Raw genomic sequence first — 16164 nt, forward strand, 5'->3', positions numbered from 1 at the left:
TACATCCTTGAAACCATATGAAAGCAACTATGGTATAATTTCTCCTTGGAAAAACCCATATAAGAATTTGTAAGAAGGAGTGAAAGAAAGTGAGTTTTGAAGGTCAAAAGATACTTCCCGCGATACGCTCCATGAAGGACTTTGATAAAATGCTCGAAACCTCTTTCCAATACGGTGTGTTTCTCGACCTTCACGTCGGAATGCTGAAGAGTGTATTTGAATATGCCCGTAAAGAGAATCGTAAGATGTTTCTACACCTTGATCTTATTCACGGTTTAGCAAGTGATGAGTATGCGGCGGAATATGTCTGCCAGGAGATCAAGCCCTATGGCATCATTTCCACTAAAGGGAATGTCATTAAAAAAGCAAGGCAAAAAGGCGTCTTTGCCACGCAACGAATGTTTGTCATTGATTCCAGTGCCATGAATCGCAGCATTGAACTGATTCATAAAACGGATCCAGATTTCATTGAAGTCCTACCCGGTGTCGTTCCAAAGATCATTAAAGAGATCGGTGCAAAGACCGGCAAACCCATCTTTGCAGGCGGACTGATCGACACAGTGGAAGAAGTAGAAGCAGCACTTGATGCAGGGGCAACGGCGATCACTACTTCTGATCGTGTTCTTTGGAAACATTTTGACAGATAAAAAATCATGAAATCCCATTGACACCGCTTTCATCTTGGAGTAACATAGTTCACAAGTTAATACGTTGTGAAAGAGATGAAGAGACTCACGTGAAGTGCCTGTAAAGTATAGGCATATTCCGTGAGTCTTTTTGTTTTTGATACAACAGGTTCTGTTTATGGGATACTAAGCTTATACAAGAAGATTATGACCTGTGAATATAGGGTATACGAGCTAAAAAGCCTTACAAAAGGATGTGGGTCATTCTTGGACTTCGGAACAATATCATAAACATATTGTTTCATGTGTTGTTTTAAACAGAGCCAAATACAGTCGAAACGAGGGATGATACATGAATGCATTTTTAGGAGAAGTGGTTGGAACGGCAATGCTGATTATCTTCGGTGCAGGGGTTTGTGCCAATGTAAACCTGAAGAAGTCATTTGCTTATAACGCCGGATGGATCGTGATCACATTTGGTTGGGGCTTAGGTGTTGCCATGAGCGTATATGCAGTCGGAAAGTTTAGCGGAGCTCACTTAAATCCCGCGGTCACGTTAGGACTTGCCTTCAACGGCGACTTTCCATGGAGTGACGTACCCAAGTATATCCTTGCTCAAATGATCGGAGCGATCATCGGGGCAGCGGTTACGTATTTACACTTTTTGCCTCACTGGCATGCAACGAAGGACCCTGGCGTTAAGTTGGGCGTTTTCGCTACAGGACCAGCGATCCCACATTATTTTTCAAATTTATTAAGTGAAATCATTGGAACTTTTGTATTAGTAGTAGGATTATTGTCTATAGGGGCGAATACCTTTACAGACGGACTGAATCCATTTATCGTCGGATTCCTCATCATCGCAATCGGGATCTCGCTTGGGGGTACAACAGGATATGCCATCAATCCAGCCCGGGATTTGGGACCGCGGATCGCACACTTTCTGCTTCCGATACCAGGTAAGGGGCCATCCAATTGGGGATACTCATGGATTCCGGTAGTCGGGCCAGTCCTCGGCGGATCATTTGGTGGCGTATTTTATAAAGCGATCTTCATTGGGCAGGTCACAGCAAGCTTCTGGATCGTTCTGATCATCACATTAGCTGTGCTTGGACTAGCCTATGCGAGTGACAGAAAGACCAGCTTAGCGAAAAAAGTACATCAACTATCAACTGAAAATTAATCTATGGAGGGGTTATCAATGGAAAAGTACATTTTATCTTTGGATCAAGGAACAACAAGCTCAAGAGCCATCCTATTTAATAAAAAAGGAGAAATTGTTCACACGGCACAAAAAGAATTTACTCAATATTTTCCTAAACCCGGCTGGGTAGAGCACAGCGCAAATGAAATATGGGGATCCATTCTGGCCGTTATTGCAAGCGTTTTATCGGAATCAAGCGTTAAACCCGACCAAATTGAAGGAATCGGTATCACGAACCAACGAGAAACGACTGTTGTATGGGATAAAGAGACCGGTGACCCGGTTTACAACGCGATTGTATGGCAATCTCGACAAACAGCAGGAATCTGTGAGGAATTGAAATCACAAGGGTTAAACGACACGTTCCGGGATAAAACAGGGTTACTGATCGATGCCTATTTCTCCGGCACGAAGGTCAAATGGATTCTGGATAACGTGGAAGGAGCAAAGGAAAAAGCAGAGGAGGGTAAACTACTCTTCGGAACGATAGACACCTGGTTAATCTGGAAAATGTCCGGTGGAACGGCTCATGTAACAGATTACTCGAATGCATCACGTACCCTTATGTATAATATCCATGACCTGAAATGGGATGAAGAACTACTTGATATTCTTGGTGTACCGGCAAGCATGCTTCCAGAGGTCCGTCCCTCTTCAGAAGTCTACGGGAAAACGGTTCCGTATCATTTCTTTGGCAGGGAGATTCCGATTGCGGGTGCTGCCGGGGATCAGCAGGCTGCGTTATTCGGACAGGCATGTTATGAGAAAGGAATGGCTAAGAACACGTACGGTACAGGATGCTTTATGCTCATGAATACAGGGGAAAAAGCCGTGAAATCTGAAAATGGATTATTGACGACACTTGCCTGGGGAATCGACGGGAAGGTCGAATACGCCCTGGAGGGAAGCATTTTTGTTGCGGGCTCAGCAATCCAGTGGCTGCGTGATGGCTTGCGTATGCTGAAAGATGCGAAAGATAGCCAGGACTATGCAGAGAGAGTGGACTCAACCGACGGCGTGTATGTCGTCCCTGCATTTGTAGGGCTTGGAACTCCTTATTGGGATAGTGATGTCCGAGGAGCTGTTTTCGGATTAACCCGCGGAACTTCTAAGGAGCATTTTGTAAGAGCCACTCTGGAGTCCCTTGCCTATCAAACAAAGGATGTGTTGACAGCGATGGAAGCGGATTCCGGGATTTCCCTTAAGAAACTTCGAGTTGATGGAGGCGCGGTCAAGAATGATTTCTTAATGCAATTCCAAAGCGATTTATTGTCCGTACCGGTTGAACGCCCTGTAGTCAATGAAACGACCGCACTTGGTGCTGCTTACTTGGCTGGACTTGCCGTCGGTTTCTGGAAAGATCGGGATGAAATCTCCAAGCAGTGGAATAAAGACAAACAATTCGAACCTGAAATGGACTCCGAAATTCAGGAAGAACTGTATGATGGATGGAAGAAAGCTGTAAAAGCAACTATGGCTTTTAAATAATAAAATACTATGATATAATGATCACAAGTTAATAAACGGTTAGAGACTAAGAGAGACCAAGCATGCATTATGGCACATTACGACCATAATGTTTGTTTCGGTCTCTTTTTTTATGGTTAAACAGTAAGATATAGACCATTTATTTCTATCATTGTTAGGAGGAACCCATTATGACATTTTCAAGTACTGCAAGAAAAGATGTGAAACATACATTGGCGACTACTCATTACGACCTGATTGTTATCGGGGGAGGGATTACAGGTGCAGGAATCGCGCTAGATGCATCAAAGCGTGGAATGAAGGTCGCCCTGGTCGAGATGCAGGATTTCGCAGCGGGAACATCCAGCCGTTCAACTAAACTGGTACATGGCGGATTACGCTATCTTAAACAATTCGAAGTGAAAATGGTGGCAGAAGTAGGAAAAGAACGTGAAATTGTATACGAAAACGGTCCTCATGTCACGACCCCGGAATGGATGCTGTTGCCCCTTCATAAAGGAGGAACATTCGGGAAATTCAGTACTTCCATCGGCTTAAAGGTATATGATTATCTTGCTGGAGTTAAGAAAGGCGAAAGACGGTCTATGTTGTCCGTATCAGAAACGTTAACGAAAGAGCCCCTCGTCAAAAAAGATGGCTTGAAGGGCGGTGGTTACTATGTCGAGTATCGCACCGATGACGCACGATTAACCATCGAGGTAATGAAAGAGGCCGTTGCTCATGGGGCGACCGTCATAAATTATATGAAATCCCAGCGTTTCCTTTATGATAATAAAAAAGTAGTTGGCATCGAAGCCGAAGACCTGGTAACAGGGGAAACGGTCGAAATCCGTGGATCGAAAATGGTCAATGCGGCAGGTCCATGGGTGGATGATGTCCGCGGGAAAGATTACAGTACGAATAACAAGCAGCTCCGCCTGACCAAGGGGGTTCACCTTGTCATTGATCAAAGTAAGTTCCCTCTCCAACAGGCAGTTTATTTTGATACACCCGATGGACGGATGGTATTCGCGATCCCACGTGATGGCAAAGCCTATGTAGGGACAACGGACACATTCTTTGACTCAGAGAAAGCATCCCCTCATATGACATCAGAAGACAGGGACTATATTCTAAATGCCATTCACTTTATGTTCCCAGATGTATCAGTCGGCAAAGAGGATGTAGAATCCAGTTGGGCAGGTGTGCGTCCGCTTATATTCGAAAAAGGAAAGGATCCTTCAGAAATATCAAGGAAGGATGAGGTATGGGAAGCGGAAAGTGGACTGATCACCATTGCAGGCGGTAAATTGACAGGTTACCGCAAAATGGGGGAAAACGTCGTGGACTTGGTCTCTTCTCGATTAAAAGAAGAGACCAAGCAGAAATTCCCGGCATCCTCGACAAAGCATATGCCGATTTCAGGAGGTCATGTAAGGGGCTCAAAGAACTTCCAATCCTTTATTGATCAAAAAGGAGGAGAAGCAGCACAATTCGGCTTAACAGAAGCAGAAGGAAGAAAGCTTGCCGGTATGTATGGATCCAACGTGGATCAGCTATTCAAGCTGGCTCATGCTTATAGTGGTACAACAGACGAAATGTCCGTGCCTCCTTATCTGTATGCACAGCTTATTTATGCGATACAGGAGGAAATGGCCGCCACACCGGTGGATTTCTTTATTCGACGTACAGGTGCTTTATTCTTTGATCGAGAATGGGTAGAGAAATGGAAGGAACCTGTCATCGAGATCATGTCCAAATTATTGAATTGGAATGACGAACAAAAGGGTCGATACACGATTGAATTAGAGAATGAATTAAAAAATGCAGTGGTACCGATTGATTTACAGTCATGATGAAGGAAACGGCAGAGGTTCTGCCGTTTTTTTGCGTGCATTCAGTACTAAATCCTCCATAAATGGTAAAATAGGGATATAAGAGGCTTCTTTTAGGGACAGGAGGGATATCTATTGGAAGAAAATAAAAAAATGCGGAGAAGAAGAGTGTTTATCTCCATCCTATTATCTTCACTTCTGGCAACATGCATCACGCTCTTTGTTGAAAAAGGAGATATGATCACCACCAAAAGCAATATCATCGAACATTTCCAACAGTCAGAACCTATGAAGTCTTATAATGACTTGCAAGTAGTCTCAGAGAAAGAAGCCGGGGGACAGTACCTTCTTCTTTATACTTATAAAAATAAGTACAATGAAAAAGAAATCGGATTGGTTCATTATAGGAAAATGAAGCTTCTTCCCTTTTTCGAATTGGATCACTTTGATGATACCCTCCAAGCGACCGTAGGTACCGGTTTCTTGAATAATGGACAATTTATCGTTTACGGCAATCGAGAAGAGTTAGGCGCAGATTACTTTACCTACCGTCGGAATATTGAATTTAAACGAGTAAATTTGCGTGAGCCGACATTTTTCATCCAAATAGAGACATTTGAAAATCGATTTTTTGTTCCAAGACTGAATTTCTATTCGAATGATGGAAAAATCGTTGCTTCAACGAGAGCAAAATAAAATTATGCTTACAATTATATAAATATACGAAATGATGCTGAAATCGCTTAAAGTCTCCCATTCATTTCTTGAGACACCTACACATCACAGCTAATGGTAGTTGTAAGATTGCCGTTCAAGCTGTAAATTAAAATTAGAAATTGACACGACTCCTCGTCAAAGGCTGGCTTCAATGGGATGAAGCCGGCCTTTTTTTTGTTTTTCTAAAAAATCTAGAAAGTCCTGTCCGTGAAATTGATATACTCATAGAAAAGGGGGAGAGTCGACATGAATGAAAAAATAGCGGTTGTGACGGGATCCAATAGCGGTTTCGGATTATTATCAACAATAGAGCTTGCGCTGGCTGGCTTTAAAGTGATTGCCACAATGAGAGATCCTTCTAAAAGAGAAGCTTTAATTTCCCTTGCTAAGCAGGCAGGTGTGGAGCAATCCATCGATATTCAATCTTTGGATGTGACGTCTGAAGTATCTATAAAGAAGTTTTCGTCTTATCTTTCGCAAGTGGGGAGAGTGGACCTCTTAATGAATAATGCAGGCTATGCAGTAGGCGGTTTTGCAGAAGAGGTAAGCATCGAGGAATACCGAGAGCAATTTGAAACAAATGTATTCGGTGTTATGAGGATCACTCAGCTGGTACTCCCCTTTATGAGAAATCACGGGTATGGAAAGATCATAAATATGAGCAGCATTAGCGGAAAATTCGGATTCCCCGGATTAAGTCCTTATGTTTCTTCCAAGTTTGCTCTTGAAGGGTACAGTGAAAGTCTCCGACTAGAGGTAAAACCATTCGGCATTGACGTTTACCTCATTGAGCCTGGTTCTTATCGGACGAATATTTGGTCTTCAGGAAAAAAAATCACTTCTCGTTCGTTAGAGAAACATTCCCCTTATCATTTTTATATGAACAACATCCTTAAGGAAATGGACGCTGAGGTAGATTCACATGGGGATCCAAGTGAGGTATCTGCCCTTGTGAAAAAGCTTGCTCAGGGTAAAAAAAGTACATTCAGAAATCCCATCGGAAAAAAAATTCGATTAACGCTACTCCTCAAAATGGTCCTTCCTTGGGGAATCATCGAAGACATCGTCCTCAAAAAACTACAGATGCGCAAATGAAGCATGAATCCTGCAGATGTCTGAAAATAAAGAATTTTAATGTGAAGAAGGAGAAATTTGTCAAAAGAGCGAATATGCTTTAAGGAGACTATGACATGAAACGAGGTGAATACATGTACGACTGGAAGGGGGCATCGGCTCTTTGTATGAATGAAGGGCGTTTATTGATGGTATTGCAGGGAAAAGAAAAAGAAGAGAAACGATGGTCGGTTCCTTCTGGTGGCCTTGAGAAAGGGGAAACCTTAATGGAATGCTGCAGGCGTGAAGTGTGGGAGGAAACCGGCTATGAGGTGGAAGTTGTAAAACACCTTTATACTAAATGGGGAAATGAAGGAAACATCACCACACAGATTCATTATTATGAAGCCCGGCTTATCGGAGGGGCTGCAACTCTTCAAGACCCTGATCAATTGATACATAAAATAGAATGGATTACACTATCCGAGTTAAAGAAACTACCCCTGTGCTTTCCTGAGGATGAATCCATCCTTGAAGCATATATGAGTCATAAGCAAAACGCACTATCCTCTTAAGGGAATAGTGATGTTTTAGCCCAATATACTATAGAATACAACACAAAAAGGAGAGAGTAGAATGGTAAAACGCACTGGAGAAGTGATCATGGGAATTATCGGTATTGTTCTATCCGCATTATTTTCCATTATCGGTATTGTCATGAACATGGGGATGAGCAGTCCAGACGTCATGTCCCAGATCGAAGAAGGAATGCAGAGTGACCCGAATCTGCAGGATTCAGGAATGACAGCGGGGGATATGAATACCATTATGGAAGCAGCTGAATCGATGGGTTCTTATCTGGTCATATTAGGCATCATAGCTTCCATCATCGGCATTATTGCTGTCTTAACCATTGTTAAAAATAGAAAACCGGTGCTATCTGGTATTCTGTTTATCATTGCCGCTCTTGTCATCGGTCTTGGAACAATCGGATTCGGATTTATCCCCGGTCTTTTGTTCTTGATTGCGGGCATCATGGCATTCGTTCGTAAACCAAAGAAGATAGATCCGGTTTACTAAATGATCAGAGCCCAGGGATACTCTTATCCGGGCTCTTATTTTAATAAAATAGGCTCGACCCCACCTTGCTTTCCACCTGGATTTATATTATCTTAAAAGAAGAGTATCCTAGAAAAAACAAGAGACACTGGCGGCAACCAGTGTCTCCTGCTACACAGCAAACTGCAAGGAAAGCAGTGGCCCAATAGAGAAAGGAATATAACTCTACCCTTCAAAGTTTAGGCGCTTCATGAGGGTGGGGTTATTTCTTTTTGTCATTTGAAATAACAATGGCAATGATGGAGACAATTAAAGAGCCAAAGGTAATCATCAGCGTTAACGCCTCGTACGTTGTCACTATAAGCACCACCTCCTTTACAAGGAAGTGGCCACTCCCACCCTACATTCACTGTATAGTGAAAAGTATATCACAATCACACTCCTTCCTTTATAGGCAAGAGGTAGGAAAAGCATTTCCCGATCAAAAAAACAGACATTCATAGTTGGGATTCATCCAAAGAGACAAGATCATTTCAAACTTTCACCGAAATATGTTAGCATAGAAATGCTCATATGAAACGATTACATAACACCACGATATTCAAGGAGGAACATTGAATGAAACAACGTATAGAAATAGTGAAAAACTGGTTAAAAGAAGAAAATATTGATGCAGCATTTATCAATTCTACTGAAAACGTATTTTATTTAACAAACTTCCACACAGACCCACATGAGCGATTAATGGGACTATTTATTTTCCCGGAAGCCGAACCTTTTGTGATTTTGCCTGGAATGGAAGTGCGTCAAATAAAGGATGCAGGCTGGAGCAGCGAAGTGATAGGCTATTCTGATCATGAGAATCCATGGGATTTCATTCAAGAGGCCATTCAAAAAAGGAGCATCAAAGGGAACAAGGTAGCTTTCGAAAATGAAGTGGTGACCTATGGTCGCAGTCAAGAATTCCTGAACATCTTTGATGCACCCCAAATCGTAAATGCGGAAGACAAGTTAAACGAAATGCGCCTTGTGAAAGACGAGAAGGAAATCGAAATCATGCGACGTGCTGCAAAAATGGCGGACTTTGGGGTAGAAGTAGGTGTAAGTGCCCTCCAGGAAGGCATAACAGAAATGGAGGTCCTTGCAAAGATTGAGTACGAACTTAAGAAAAAAGGCATCCGTGAAATGTCGTTTTCTACAATGGTACTTTTCGGTGAAAAGGGTGGAGATCCACACGGAAATCCAGGGGACCGTCAATTGAAAGCTGGAGATCTTGTGTTGTTTGATCTTGGGGTCGTACTGGAAGGATATACTTCAGATATCACCCGAACCGTTGCCTATAAATCGGTATCGAATAAACAGAAGGAAATGTATAACACAGTCTTAAAGGCTGAGCTAGCTTCATTAGAGGCGAGTAAACCTGGCAATCGAATTGGTGACTTAGATCAAATCGCACGTGATATCATCACCGATGCAGGATACGGGGACTACTTCCCACACCGTATCGGACATGGATTGGGAATCAACGTCCACGAATTTCCTTCTATGAGCCATTTGAATGACGGCATTTTAAAAGAAGGAATGACATACACCATAGAGCCTGGTATCTACGTACCTGAAATCGGCGGTGTTAGAATTGAAGATGATGTGCTCATCACGAAAGATGGTTACACAACATTAACCAACTACCCTAAAGACCTTCAAATCATCGAATAGACACATAGGAAGGCTGACGTTTATGCGTTAGCCTTCTTTTTATGATGTCTTCCATTCATATCAAACTGAACAACAATTTCTAAATTCAATAGAACAAGAGTTCTTGAAAATGTTATAATTAAAGCATCATATACGGAACAGGAGAATGTTATGAAAGTCGTTATAGCTGAAAAACCCGATCAAGGGGCAACCCTTGCCAAACCGTTCCCACACAGGAAACGTCAAGGATACATCGAAATCCATCCAACCGCTATATTCCCTAAAGGGGCTTATATTACGTGGGCAGTAGGACATCTTTTTCAGCTTCAAGGCCCTGAAAAATATGAAAGCAAATGGAAGAAGTGGACACTCGATGATCTTCCCATCATCCCACATAGATTCCAGTATGAACTGCAGAGGGCCAAAGCCAAACAATTCTCCGTCATCAAAGAACTGCTGAATAAAAAGGAAGTGACAGAAATCATTCATGCCGGTGATGCGGGACGTGAAGGGGAATTGATCATCCGGAATATCGTCTCCATGTCCAGCGTACAGAAACCGATGAAGAGATTATGGATTTCTTCCTTGACCGAAAAGGCCATTACACTAGGATTTGAGAGTTTAAGAGAAGAAACCGAGATGAGAAATCTGTATTATGAAGCCTATTCAAGGGCTTGTGCCGACTGGCTGGTAGGGATGAATGCTTCAAGAGTATACAGTATCCTCTTAAAACAGCAGGGGATGTCGGATGTTTTCTCTGCAGGCAGGGTCCAGACACCGACACTTGCGTTGATTGTGAGAAGGGATGAAGAAATTGATCGTTTTAGAAGTGAACCCTTCTGGGAAGTGAAGGCCGATTTTCAGGTTGGTGATTACACCTATGAAGGAATTTGGCAAAAGGACGGGGAGAGCCGAATACAATCACGTGAGCTTGCCGAAAAGATTGCTTCTTTTTGTCAAAACAAACCCGCTTCCGTAACGAACATGAACGTAGAGAGAAAAGAGTTCTCTCCCCCTTTACTATTCAATCTTTCAGCCTTGCAGGCAACCATCAATAAAATGTATAAGTTCTCTCCAAAGAAGACACTGGATGTGCTCCAGAAGCTCTATCAAAAAGGGATCGTCTCATACCCTAGGTCAGATTCCCAATATGTAACAAAAGGCGAAGCGGAAGCTTTTCCGGAAATCATGACTAAGCTACAGGCATATAGCCCCTACAATCAATGGATCCCCGCTCCGGAAGCAAGTCTATTGAACAATAAACGATTCGTAAATGAAGCAAAGGTTTCCGATCACTACGCCATCATCCCAACGGAACAAGTAACTGACCCTGGCTCTTTACCAGAAGATGAGAGAAAGATTTATGATGTAGTCGTGAAGCGATTTATCGCTGCTCATCATGACAAAGCGATCATACATTACACTACCATCACCACCATCGTGGATGATAGGGCTGAGTTCATTTCTAAAGGAAAGCAGATCCTACAGGAGGGTTGGCGTAAAGTCCTTATGCAGCATGATAAAGAAGACGATCCTCTATTGCCACCAGTTGCCGAACAGGATAAAGGATTCGTGAAGAAGGTCATTACTAAAGAAGGAAAAACCCAGCCCCCAAAGCGATATACAGAAGGACAATTGATAACGTTAATGAAGACCGCGGGTAAACATATGGATAATGATGAACTGGAAAAAGTGCTGAAGCAAACAGAGGGACTGGGAACAGAAGCGACAAGGGCCGGGATTATCACGATGCTTAAGGACCGAAAGTACATTGATATCCAAAAAAATATTGTTTTCCCAACTGATAAAGCCAAAGTATTAATTCGTGCAATTGGGGAGAATGTGTTATCTTCAGCGGAAATGACGGCAAAATGGGAACAGCGCTTGCAAGAAATAGGAAAAGGAAAAGCGTCTGCACCCGAATTTATGGAACAAGTAAAAAAATTAAGTGATCGGCTCGTTCAAAATGCCCTTAAAGAATCCCAGACCTGGAAGTTCGAGGATCTGGATACAGATTCCATCCAACGAAGGAAGGGAAAGAAAGGGAAACCTGCGACTAAAGCCAGTCTTGGCAGATGCTTGAAATGTGATGGTAAGGTCATCGATAAAGGGAAATTCTATGGATGTTCCAATTATCAAAAGACGAAGTGCAGCTTTACGATCTCCAAGACCATCCTATCAAAAAAAATCACCCAAAAAATCGTTAAACAAGTATTAAAAGAGGGGAAATCCGATCGAATAGACGGTTTCAAGAAAGGGGAAAAGGAATTTTCGGCTTACCTAAGCTGGGATACCCACCAGAAAAAAATCCAATTCCAATTTGATGTTAACTAACCCCTATGAGAAATGGTGGCTTCATTTATTTGGAGCCGCTTTTTTCTTTTTTGACCATTCAACCTCGGAGAGAATATTGATTGGAAGAAGTTTATTTTTCTCTAAAATGGATAAAACAAAAGAGTGATAGGAAATCAACGATTGAAAAAATGGAGGGTATACATTGAAGAAGATATTGATGGTGTTAACAAACGAAAGCAAAATCGACGACGAACACGAAACAGGTCTTTGGTTATCTGAGTTCGCTGAACCATATGAAGAATTTAGAAATCAAGGTTACAGTGTGGATGTGGCAAGTTTAAAAGGAGGTCGCATTCCACTGGATCCAAACAGTCTTGATGATGAACAGGTGGAAAGATGGAAAGGTGTCACGAAGGAACTCGATCAAACATTGGTCCTTTCCCAATTGAATGTGAATGAATATGCCGGTATCTTCTTACCGGGAGGTCACGGGACCATGTTTGACCTTCCTGAGAGTCCAGAGCTCAAGAAAGCGTTGACCCATTTCGCTGAAAATGATAAGGCGATCGGTTCTGTTTGTCACGGTCCGGCAGGATTTGTCGGAACGAAACTCTCAAATGGTAAATGGCTGGTTGAGGGAAAAAGTTTAACGGCATTCACGAACGAAGAAGAGCAGCAAACAGGACTGGATTCACTGATGCCCTTTTTATTAGAAACAAAATTGAGAGAACAGGGAGCACAATTCGAAAAATCTGATGCATGGAGCAATCATGTGATCACCGATGGAAAATTCGTGACTGGTCAGAATCCACAATCCAGTCAGTCAGCTGCGGAAGCGTTCGTTAAAGTGCTGTAACAAATTGTTTCAGAAAGAGCATGGGTTCAAACCATGCTCTTTTTTTGTTCTCAAAATGATCATCAAATGTGATAAAATCGGGAGAAGAAAGAGGAGAAGGGGGAAGCATATGCAAGCTATCCGGATCATGATACAAATAGCTATTCTCTGTATTTTTTATGAAATCGGAAAATGGTGTACATCCTTCTTTCACCTACCAATCCCCGGAAGCATCATCGGGATGATGCTTTTATTTTTATTATTATTGACGGGGGTCCTAAATGAAAGGATATTGATGGACGGCTCGGGATTTTTTCTAAGACACTTTTCCTTCTTTTTCCTCCCTTTATCGGTCAGTGCAATTGTCCTTGGTCCGTATTTTATTGAAATGGGATGGAAGCTTGCCCTTATTCTGATCGTAAGTGGACTAGTTGGATTCGTAGTCACTTCTGTATCAGCAGAAATGCTCATCAATTGGAAGGAGAAAAGAACATATGACCGATCTCATTAGTTTCCTGCTCACAACAGGCATTACACTCCTATATTTTTTTCTTGCTGTCCGAATCCATCAGCACTGGCCAAATCCGTTCACGATCCCGATCTTTCTAAGTACGGTTGCGATTATTATCACGTTATTGATCTTGGATATTCCGTACAAGGAATATGCACATGACACTTCACTTATCACCTATTTACTTGGTCCGGCGACAGTATCCCTTGCGTATCCCCTTTATCAGCATCGATTATTGCTCATGAGAAACATTCAACCCATCCTTTTAGGCATTCTGTTCGGAAGTGGCATGTCCATGCTGGTGTCTTATTACATCAGCATCCGTTTAGGTATCCCGACTGACTGGAGCCGATCATTACTATTAAAAACCATCACCACTCCAGTGGCAGTTGAAATCGGGAGGGAGATTGGGGCGAAAATCGAAGTCATCCCCACGGTAGTCATCGTCACAGGTATGATAGGTGCCATGATTATCCCTACAATCCTGAAGGTGATCGGCATTAAACACCCGATTGCTAAAGGCCTTCCATTCGGTGTCATCTCCCATGGAGTGGGTACAGCCCAAGCCATAAAAGAAGGAGAGAGAGAAGGAGCTGTCAGCGGCGCCGCCATGGCATTGACTGCCACCATCATGTCTTTTCTCATTCCTATCCTATTTCTTTTGGTTTGAAAAAAGGGTGAAGGGAGAAGCTATAAAGGAGCGCACACCTAATGAACAAAGGAGAGGCCAGCAGTGAAATCATTCGTTATGAAAATCCGAAAAGGGATATGGGTCGTTCCCGCTCTTTACAGTTCAGCTTCGTTGGCGCTGGCCATCACCACTGTATCACTGGATACATACTGGATACATAAAATTGAACCGTTCCTCCCGGTCATGATGTTGACGAGCATTGACCTGGCTCAAACAGTATTGAGTGCAATTGCATCGTCCCTACTAACGATGACCACCTTTACATTTTCTACTGTGATGGTTGTGCTGACGACATACTCATCTCAGTTCTCACCAAGAACCCTTCAAAATTTTGTGAAGGATAAAACGACAATGAGAGGCCTGGGGATTTTTCTGGGCGGCTTTATCTACTCCATCATTTCTCTCTTATTTATGAGGCAGAGCCTTGAAGAGCATCTGGTATCATCTGCTTTTATCGGAGTTCTTTACGCCATTGTCTGTCTGGCTTTTTTTGCCTACTTCATTCACCACATTGCGACTTCCATTCAGATCAGCCGCTTAATCGAGCGCTTGGAAGAAGAAGCGTTAAAGGTGATTGACTATTATCAGGAAATCCAAAAAGATCAAGAGATTCATCCATACAAAACCATCCCGGTTCAATACGATAGAGTGAGGGAATATACATCTCATAAAACTGGATTTATCCAATATATAGACTTTTCAGCATTGGTGAATCACGCTTCTCAGGAGGATGTTCTTATCAATTTTGAAAAAGGTATAGGTGATTTTGTAAAAGAAGGAGAAACTCTCTTCTCCATCCATAGCCATCAACAGCATGAAAAAGATTTAAGCCCATATCTATTCATTGGCAGAGAACGAATGGGTGAATATGACCTTGCCTATTCCTTACAAAAGATAGTGGAAATAGCCCTGAGAGCCATTTCTCCCGGCATAAATGATCCCAACACAGCAAGGGATTCAATAAAATATTTAGGACTGATCCTAAGTGAAACTCACCGGATCCAGGACGGGGTCCTTACGTTGCATGATGATGACCGGCATCCCCGGGTCATGGTGACTTTATTTTCATTCAATCACATTCTCTATAACACGTATTATCAGATTGTTCATTATGGGAAAGGCGATATTTCTGTGATCCTATCTATCATGGACTCACTTATTATGATAGACCAAAGTGGAAATATGGACCGGAAACATATTGTTTACGATTTTCATAAATATGTACTGCATGGAATGGATATGGATCAAATGCAGGAGTGGGATTTGTACTATTTAAACGAAAAGATCAAAAGACTGACACCTGAACAATGATGGATGATTGAAAACCAGCTCCTTTCATGAGAGGCTTTCCCTTTAAAAATGCAGGATGTTTCTGTATAGTAAGGGAAGGAAATTCAAATAGAGAAGGAAGATATTATGATTGTCAAAACGGATAAAGACTTACAAGCATTAAAAGAAATCGGGCGTATTGTTGCCATGATCCGCGATGAGCTGCGAACTCACACAAAACCTGGCGTTACCACTAAGGAATTGGACGATAGGGCTGGCAAATTGTTTGAAGAGCATGATGCCATCTCAGGACCAAAAGGGGAATATGACTTTCCCGGGTTTACATGCATCAGCGTAAATGAAGAAGTTGCCCACGGCATCCCTGGAGAAAGGGTTATTAATGAAGGGGACCTTGTCAATATAGACGTATCTGGATCTAAAAATGGCTATTATGCAGATACAGGCATTTCATTCGTTGTCGGCGAAGGCGATCCGAAGCTTACAGATTTGTGTGATGCTGCGCTGAAATCATTCGAGGCAGGACTCAAAAAGGCGAGAGCCGGTTCGAAACAGAACGGAATAGGAAAAGCCGTAAATAATGAGGCGAGAAAAAATGGATACACTGTGATCATGAATTTAACCGGGCACGGGGTTGGTCGCTCACTGCACGAGAAACCGGACCACATCCTGAATTACTTCGATCCTTGGGATAACGCTTTATTAAAAGAAGGAACAGTCATCGCATTTGAACCATTTGTCTCCACAAAAGCCCAAAACGTAGTCGAAAAAGGAGACGGATGGACATACATCACCCCGGACAACAGCTTCGTTGCCCAAATTGAACATACCATCATCATCACCAAAGATGAACCAATCATCCTAACAAAGTAAAGAAGAGAGGGACGGA

At 42.5% G+C, this 16164-nt stretch carries 16 protein-coding genes; 15 read left to right on the forward strand and 1 reads right to left on the reverse strand.

Annotated features, from left to right (window positions below):
• Positions 1-89: 89 nt before the first annotated feature.
• From ACIGG7_RS15210 to ACIGG7_RS15245, 8 genes are all read left to right on the forward strand, one after another.
• Positions 90-647 (forward strand): glycerol-3-phosphate responsive antiterminator, encoded by a 558-nt coding sequence (locus tag ACIGG7_RS15210; RefSeq protein WP_224940769.1) that lies wholly within the window; start codon positions 90-92, stop codon positions 645-647.
• Positions 648-978: 331 nt separating this feature from the next.
• A complete protein-coding gene (locus tag ACIGG7_RS15215) occupies positions 979-1809 on the forward strand; it encodes an MIP/aquaporin family protein (protein ID WP_397550170.1) in 831 nt (276 codons plus the stop codon).
• A gap of 18 nt (positions 1810-1827) precedes the next feature.
• Entirely contained in the window at positions 1828-3318 is a 1491-nt protein-coding gene (gene glpK, locus ACIGG7_RS15220; RefSeq protein WP_224940767.1) for a glycerol kinase GlpK, read from the forward strand.
• Positions 3319-3488: 170 nt separating this feature from the next.
• Complete coding sequence (locus tag ACIGG7_RS15225) at positions 3489-5153, forward strand: glycerol-3-phosphate dehydrogenase/oxidase (RefSeq protein ID WP_397550171.1); 1665 nt, start codon at positions 3489-3491, stop codon at positions 5151-5153.
• Between the two features lie 114 nt (positions 5154-5267).
• Positions 5268-5828 carry a hypothetical protein gene (locus tag ACIGG7_RS15230; RefSeq protein WP_224940765.1) on the forward strand — a complete coding sequence of 187 codons (561 nt, stop codon included), beginning with the start codon at positions 5268-5270 and terminating at the stop codon, positions 5826-5828.
• A gap of 267 nt (positions 5829-6095) precedes the next feature.
• Complete coding sequence (locus ACIGG7_RS15235; protein ID WP_397550172.1) at positions 6096-6944, forward strand: oxidoreductase; 849 nt, start codon at positions 6096-6098, stop codon at positions 6942-6944.
• Between the two features lie 113 nt (positions 6945-7057).
• Positions 7058-7477 carry an NUDIX hydrolase gene (locus ACIGG7_RS15240; protein WP_397550360.1) on the forward strand — a complete coding sequence of 140 codons (420 nt, stop codon included), beginning with the start codon at positions 7058-7060 and terminating at the stop codon, positions 7475-7477.
• 61 nt (positions 7478-7538) lie between these two features.
• Entirely contained in the window at positions 7539-7982 is a 444-nt protein-coding gene (locus tag ACIGG7_RS15245) for a DUF4064 domain-containing protein (RefSeq protein WP_224940764.1), read from the forward strand.
• Positions 7983-8223: 241 nt separating this feature from the next.
• On the opposite strand, the gene ACIGG7_RS15250 is transcribed toward ACIGG7_RS15245, so the two are convergent.
• Positions 8224-8319: a putative holin-like toxin gene (locus tag ACIGG7_RS15250; RefSeq protein ID WP_224940763.1), complete on the reverse strand. Its 96-nt coding sequence runs from the start codon at positions 8317-8319 to the stop codon at positions 8224-8226.
• Between the two features lie 260 nt (positions 8320-8579).
• Between ACIGG7_RS15250 and ACIGG7_RS15255 the strand changes: the two genes are divergently transcribed.
• The 7 genes from ACIGG7_RS15255 (at position 8580) to map (ending at position 16148) form a co-directional block, all read left to right on the forward strand.
• Positions 8580-9677, forward strand: a complete 1098-nt coding sequence (locus ACIGG7_RS15255) for a M24 family metallopeptidase (RefSeq protein WP_397550173.1) — start codon at positions 8580-8582, stop codon at positions 9675-9677.
• A 150-nt stretch (positions 9678-9827) separates the two neighbouring features.
• On the forward strand, positions 9828-11990 hold the full coding sequence (locus tag ACIGG7_RS15260) for a DNA topoisomerase III (RefSeq protein WP_397550174.1): 2163 nt from the start codon (positions 9828-9830) through the stop codon (positions 11988-11990).
• A gap of 163 nt (positions 11991-12153) precedes the next feature.
• Positions 12154-12807, forward strand: a complete 654-nt coding sequence (locus tag ACIGG7_RS15265; protein ID WP_318246405.1) for a type 1 glutamine amidotransferase domain-containing protein — start codon at positions 12154-12156, stop codon at positions 12805-12807.
• A 109-nt stretch (positions 12808-12916) separates the two neighbouring features.
• The gene (locus ACIGG7_RS15270; RefSeq protein ID WP_224940760.1) at positions 12917-13297 is read left to right on the forward strand and encodes a CidA/LrgA family protein; all 381 of its coding nucleotides are present in this window, start codon (positions 12917-12919) and stop codon (positions 13295-13297) included.
• Positions 13281-13967: an LrgB family protein gene (locus tag ACIGG7_RS15275; RefSeq protein ID WP_224940759.1), complete on the forward strand. Its 687-nt coding sequence runs from the start codon at positions 13281-13283 to the stop codon at positions 13965-13967. The genes ACIGG7_RS15270 and ACIGG7_RS15275 overlap by 17 nt, the downstream gene beginning before the upstream one ends.
• A 63-nt stretch (positions 13968-14030) precedes the next feature.
• On the forward strand, positions 14031-15299 hold the full coding sequence (locus ACIGG7_RS15280) for a DUF2254 domain-containing protein (protein ID WP_397550175.1): 1269 nt from the start codon (positions 14031-14033) through the stop codon (positions 15297-15299).
• A 105-nt stretch (positions 15300-15404) separates the two neighbouring features.
• Positions 15405-16148 (forward strand): type I methionyl aminopeptidase, encoded by a 744-nt coding sequence (gene map / locus ACIGG7_RS15285; RefSeq protein ID WP_397550176.1) that lies wholly within the window; start codon positions 15405-15407, stop codon positions 16146-16148.
• Positions 16149-16164: the final 16 nt, after the last annotated feature.

The sequence above is a fragment of the Rossellomorea sp. NPDC077527 genome (genome assembly GCF_044542955.1).
Classification (GTDB): Bacteria; Bacillota; Bacilli; order Bacillales; family Bacillaceae_B; genus Rossellomorea; species Rossellomorea aquimaris_E.

Excerpts from the sequence above, each read along its gene's own strand:
- ACIGG7_RS15215 (WP_397550170.1), top strand. The coding sequence starts at position 979 with ATGAATGCATTTTTAGGAGAAGTGGTTGGAACGGCAATGCTGATTATC.
- glpK (WP_224940767.1), top strand. The coding sequence starts at position 1,828 with ATGGAAAAGTACATTTTATCTTTGGATCAAGGAACAACAAGCTCAAGA.
- ACIGG7_RS15225 (WP_397550171.1), top strand. The coding sequence starts at position 3,489 with ATGACATTTTCAAGTACTGCAAGAAAAGATGTGAAACATACATTGGCG.
- ACIGG7_RS15235 (WP_397550172.1), top strand. The coding sequence starts at position 6,096 with ATGAATGAAAAAATAGCGGTTGTGACGGGATCCAATAGCGGTTTCGGA.
- ACIGG7_RS15240 (WP_397550360.1), top strand. The coding sequence starts at position 7,058 with ATGTACGACTGGAAGGGGGCATCGGCTCTTTGTATGAATGAAGGGCGT.
- ACIGG7_RS15245 (WP_224940764.1), top strand. The coding sequence starts at position 7,539 with ATGGTAAAACGCACTGGAGAAGTGATCATGGGAATTATCGGTATTGTT.
- ACIGG7_RS15255 (WP_397550173.1), top strand. The coding sequence starts at position 8,580 with ATGAAACAACGTATAGAAATAGTGAAAAACTGGTTAAAAGAAGAAAAT.
- ACIGG7_RS15260 (WP_397550174.1), top strand. The coding sequence starts at position 9,828 with ATGAAAGTCGTTATAGCTGAAAAACCCGATCAAGGGGCAACCCTTGCC.
- ACIGG7_RS15270 (WP_224940760.1), top strand. The coding sequence starts at position 12,917 with ATGCAAGCTATCCGGATCATGATACAAATAGCTATTCTCTGTATTTTT.
- ACIGG7_RS15275 (WP_224940759.1), top strand. The coding sequence starts at position 13,281 with ATGACCGATCTCATTAGTTTCCTGCTCACAACAGGCATTACACTCCTA.
- map (WP_397550176.1), top strand. The coding sequence starts at position 15,405 with ATGATTGTCAAAACGGATAAAGACTTACAAGCATTAAAAGAAATCGGG.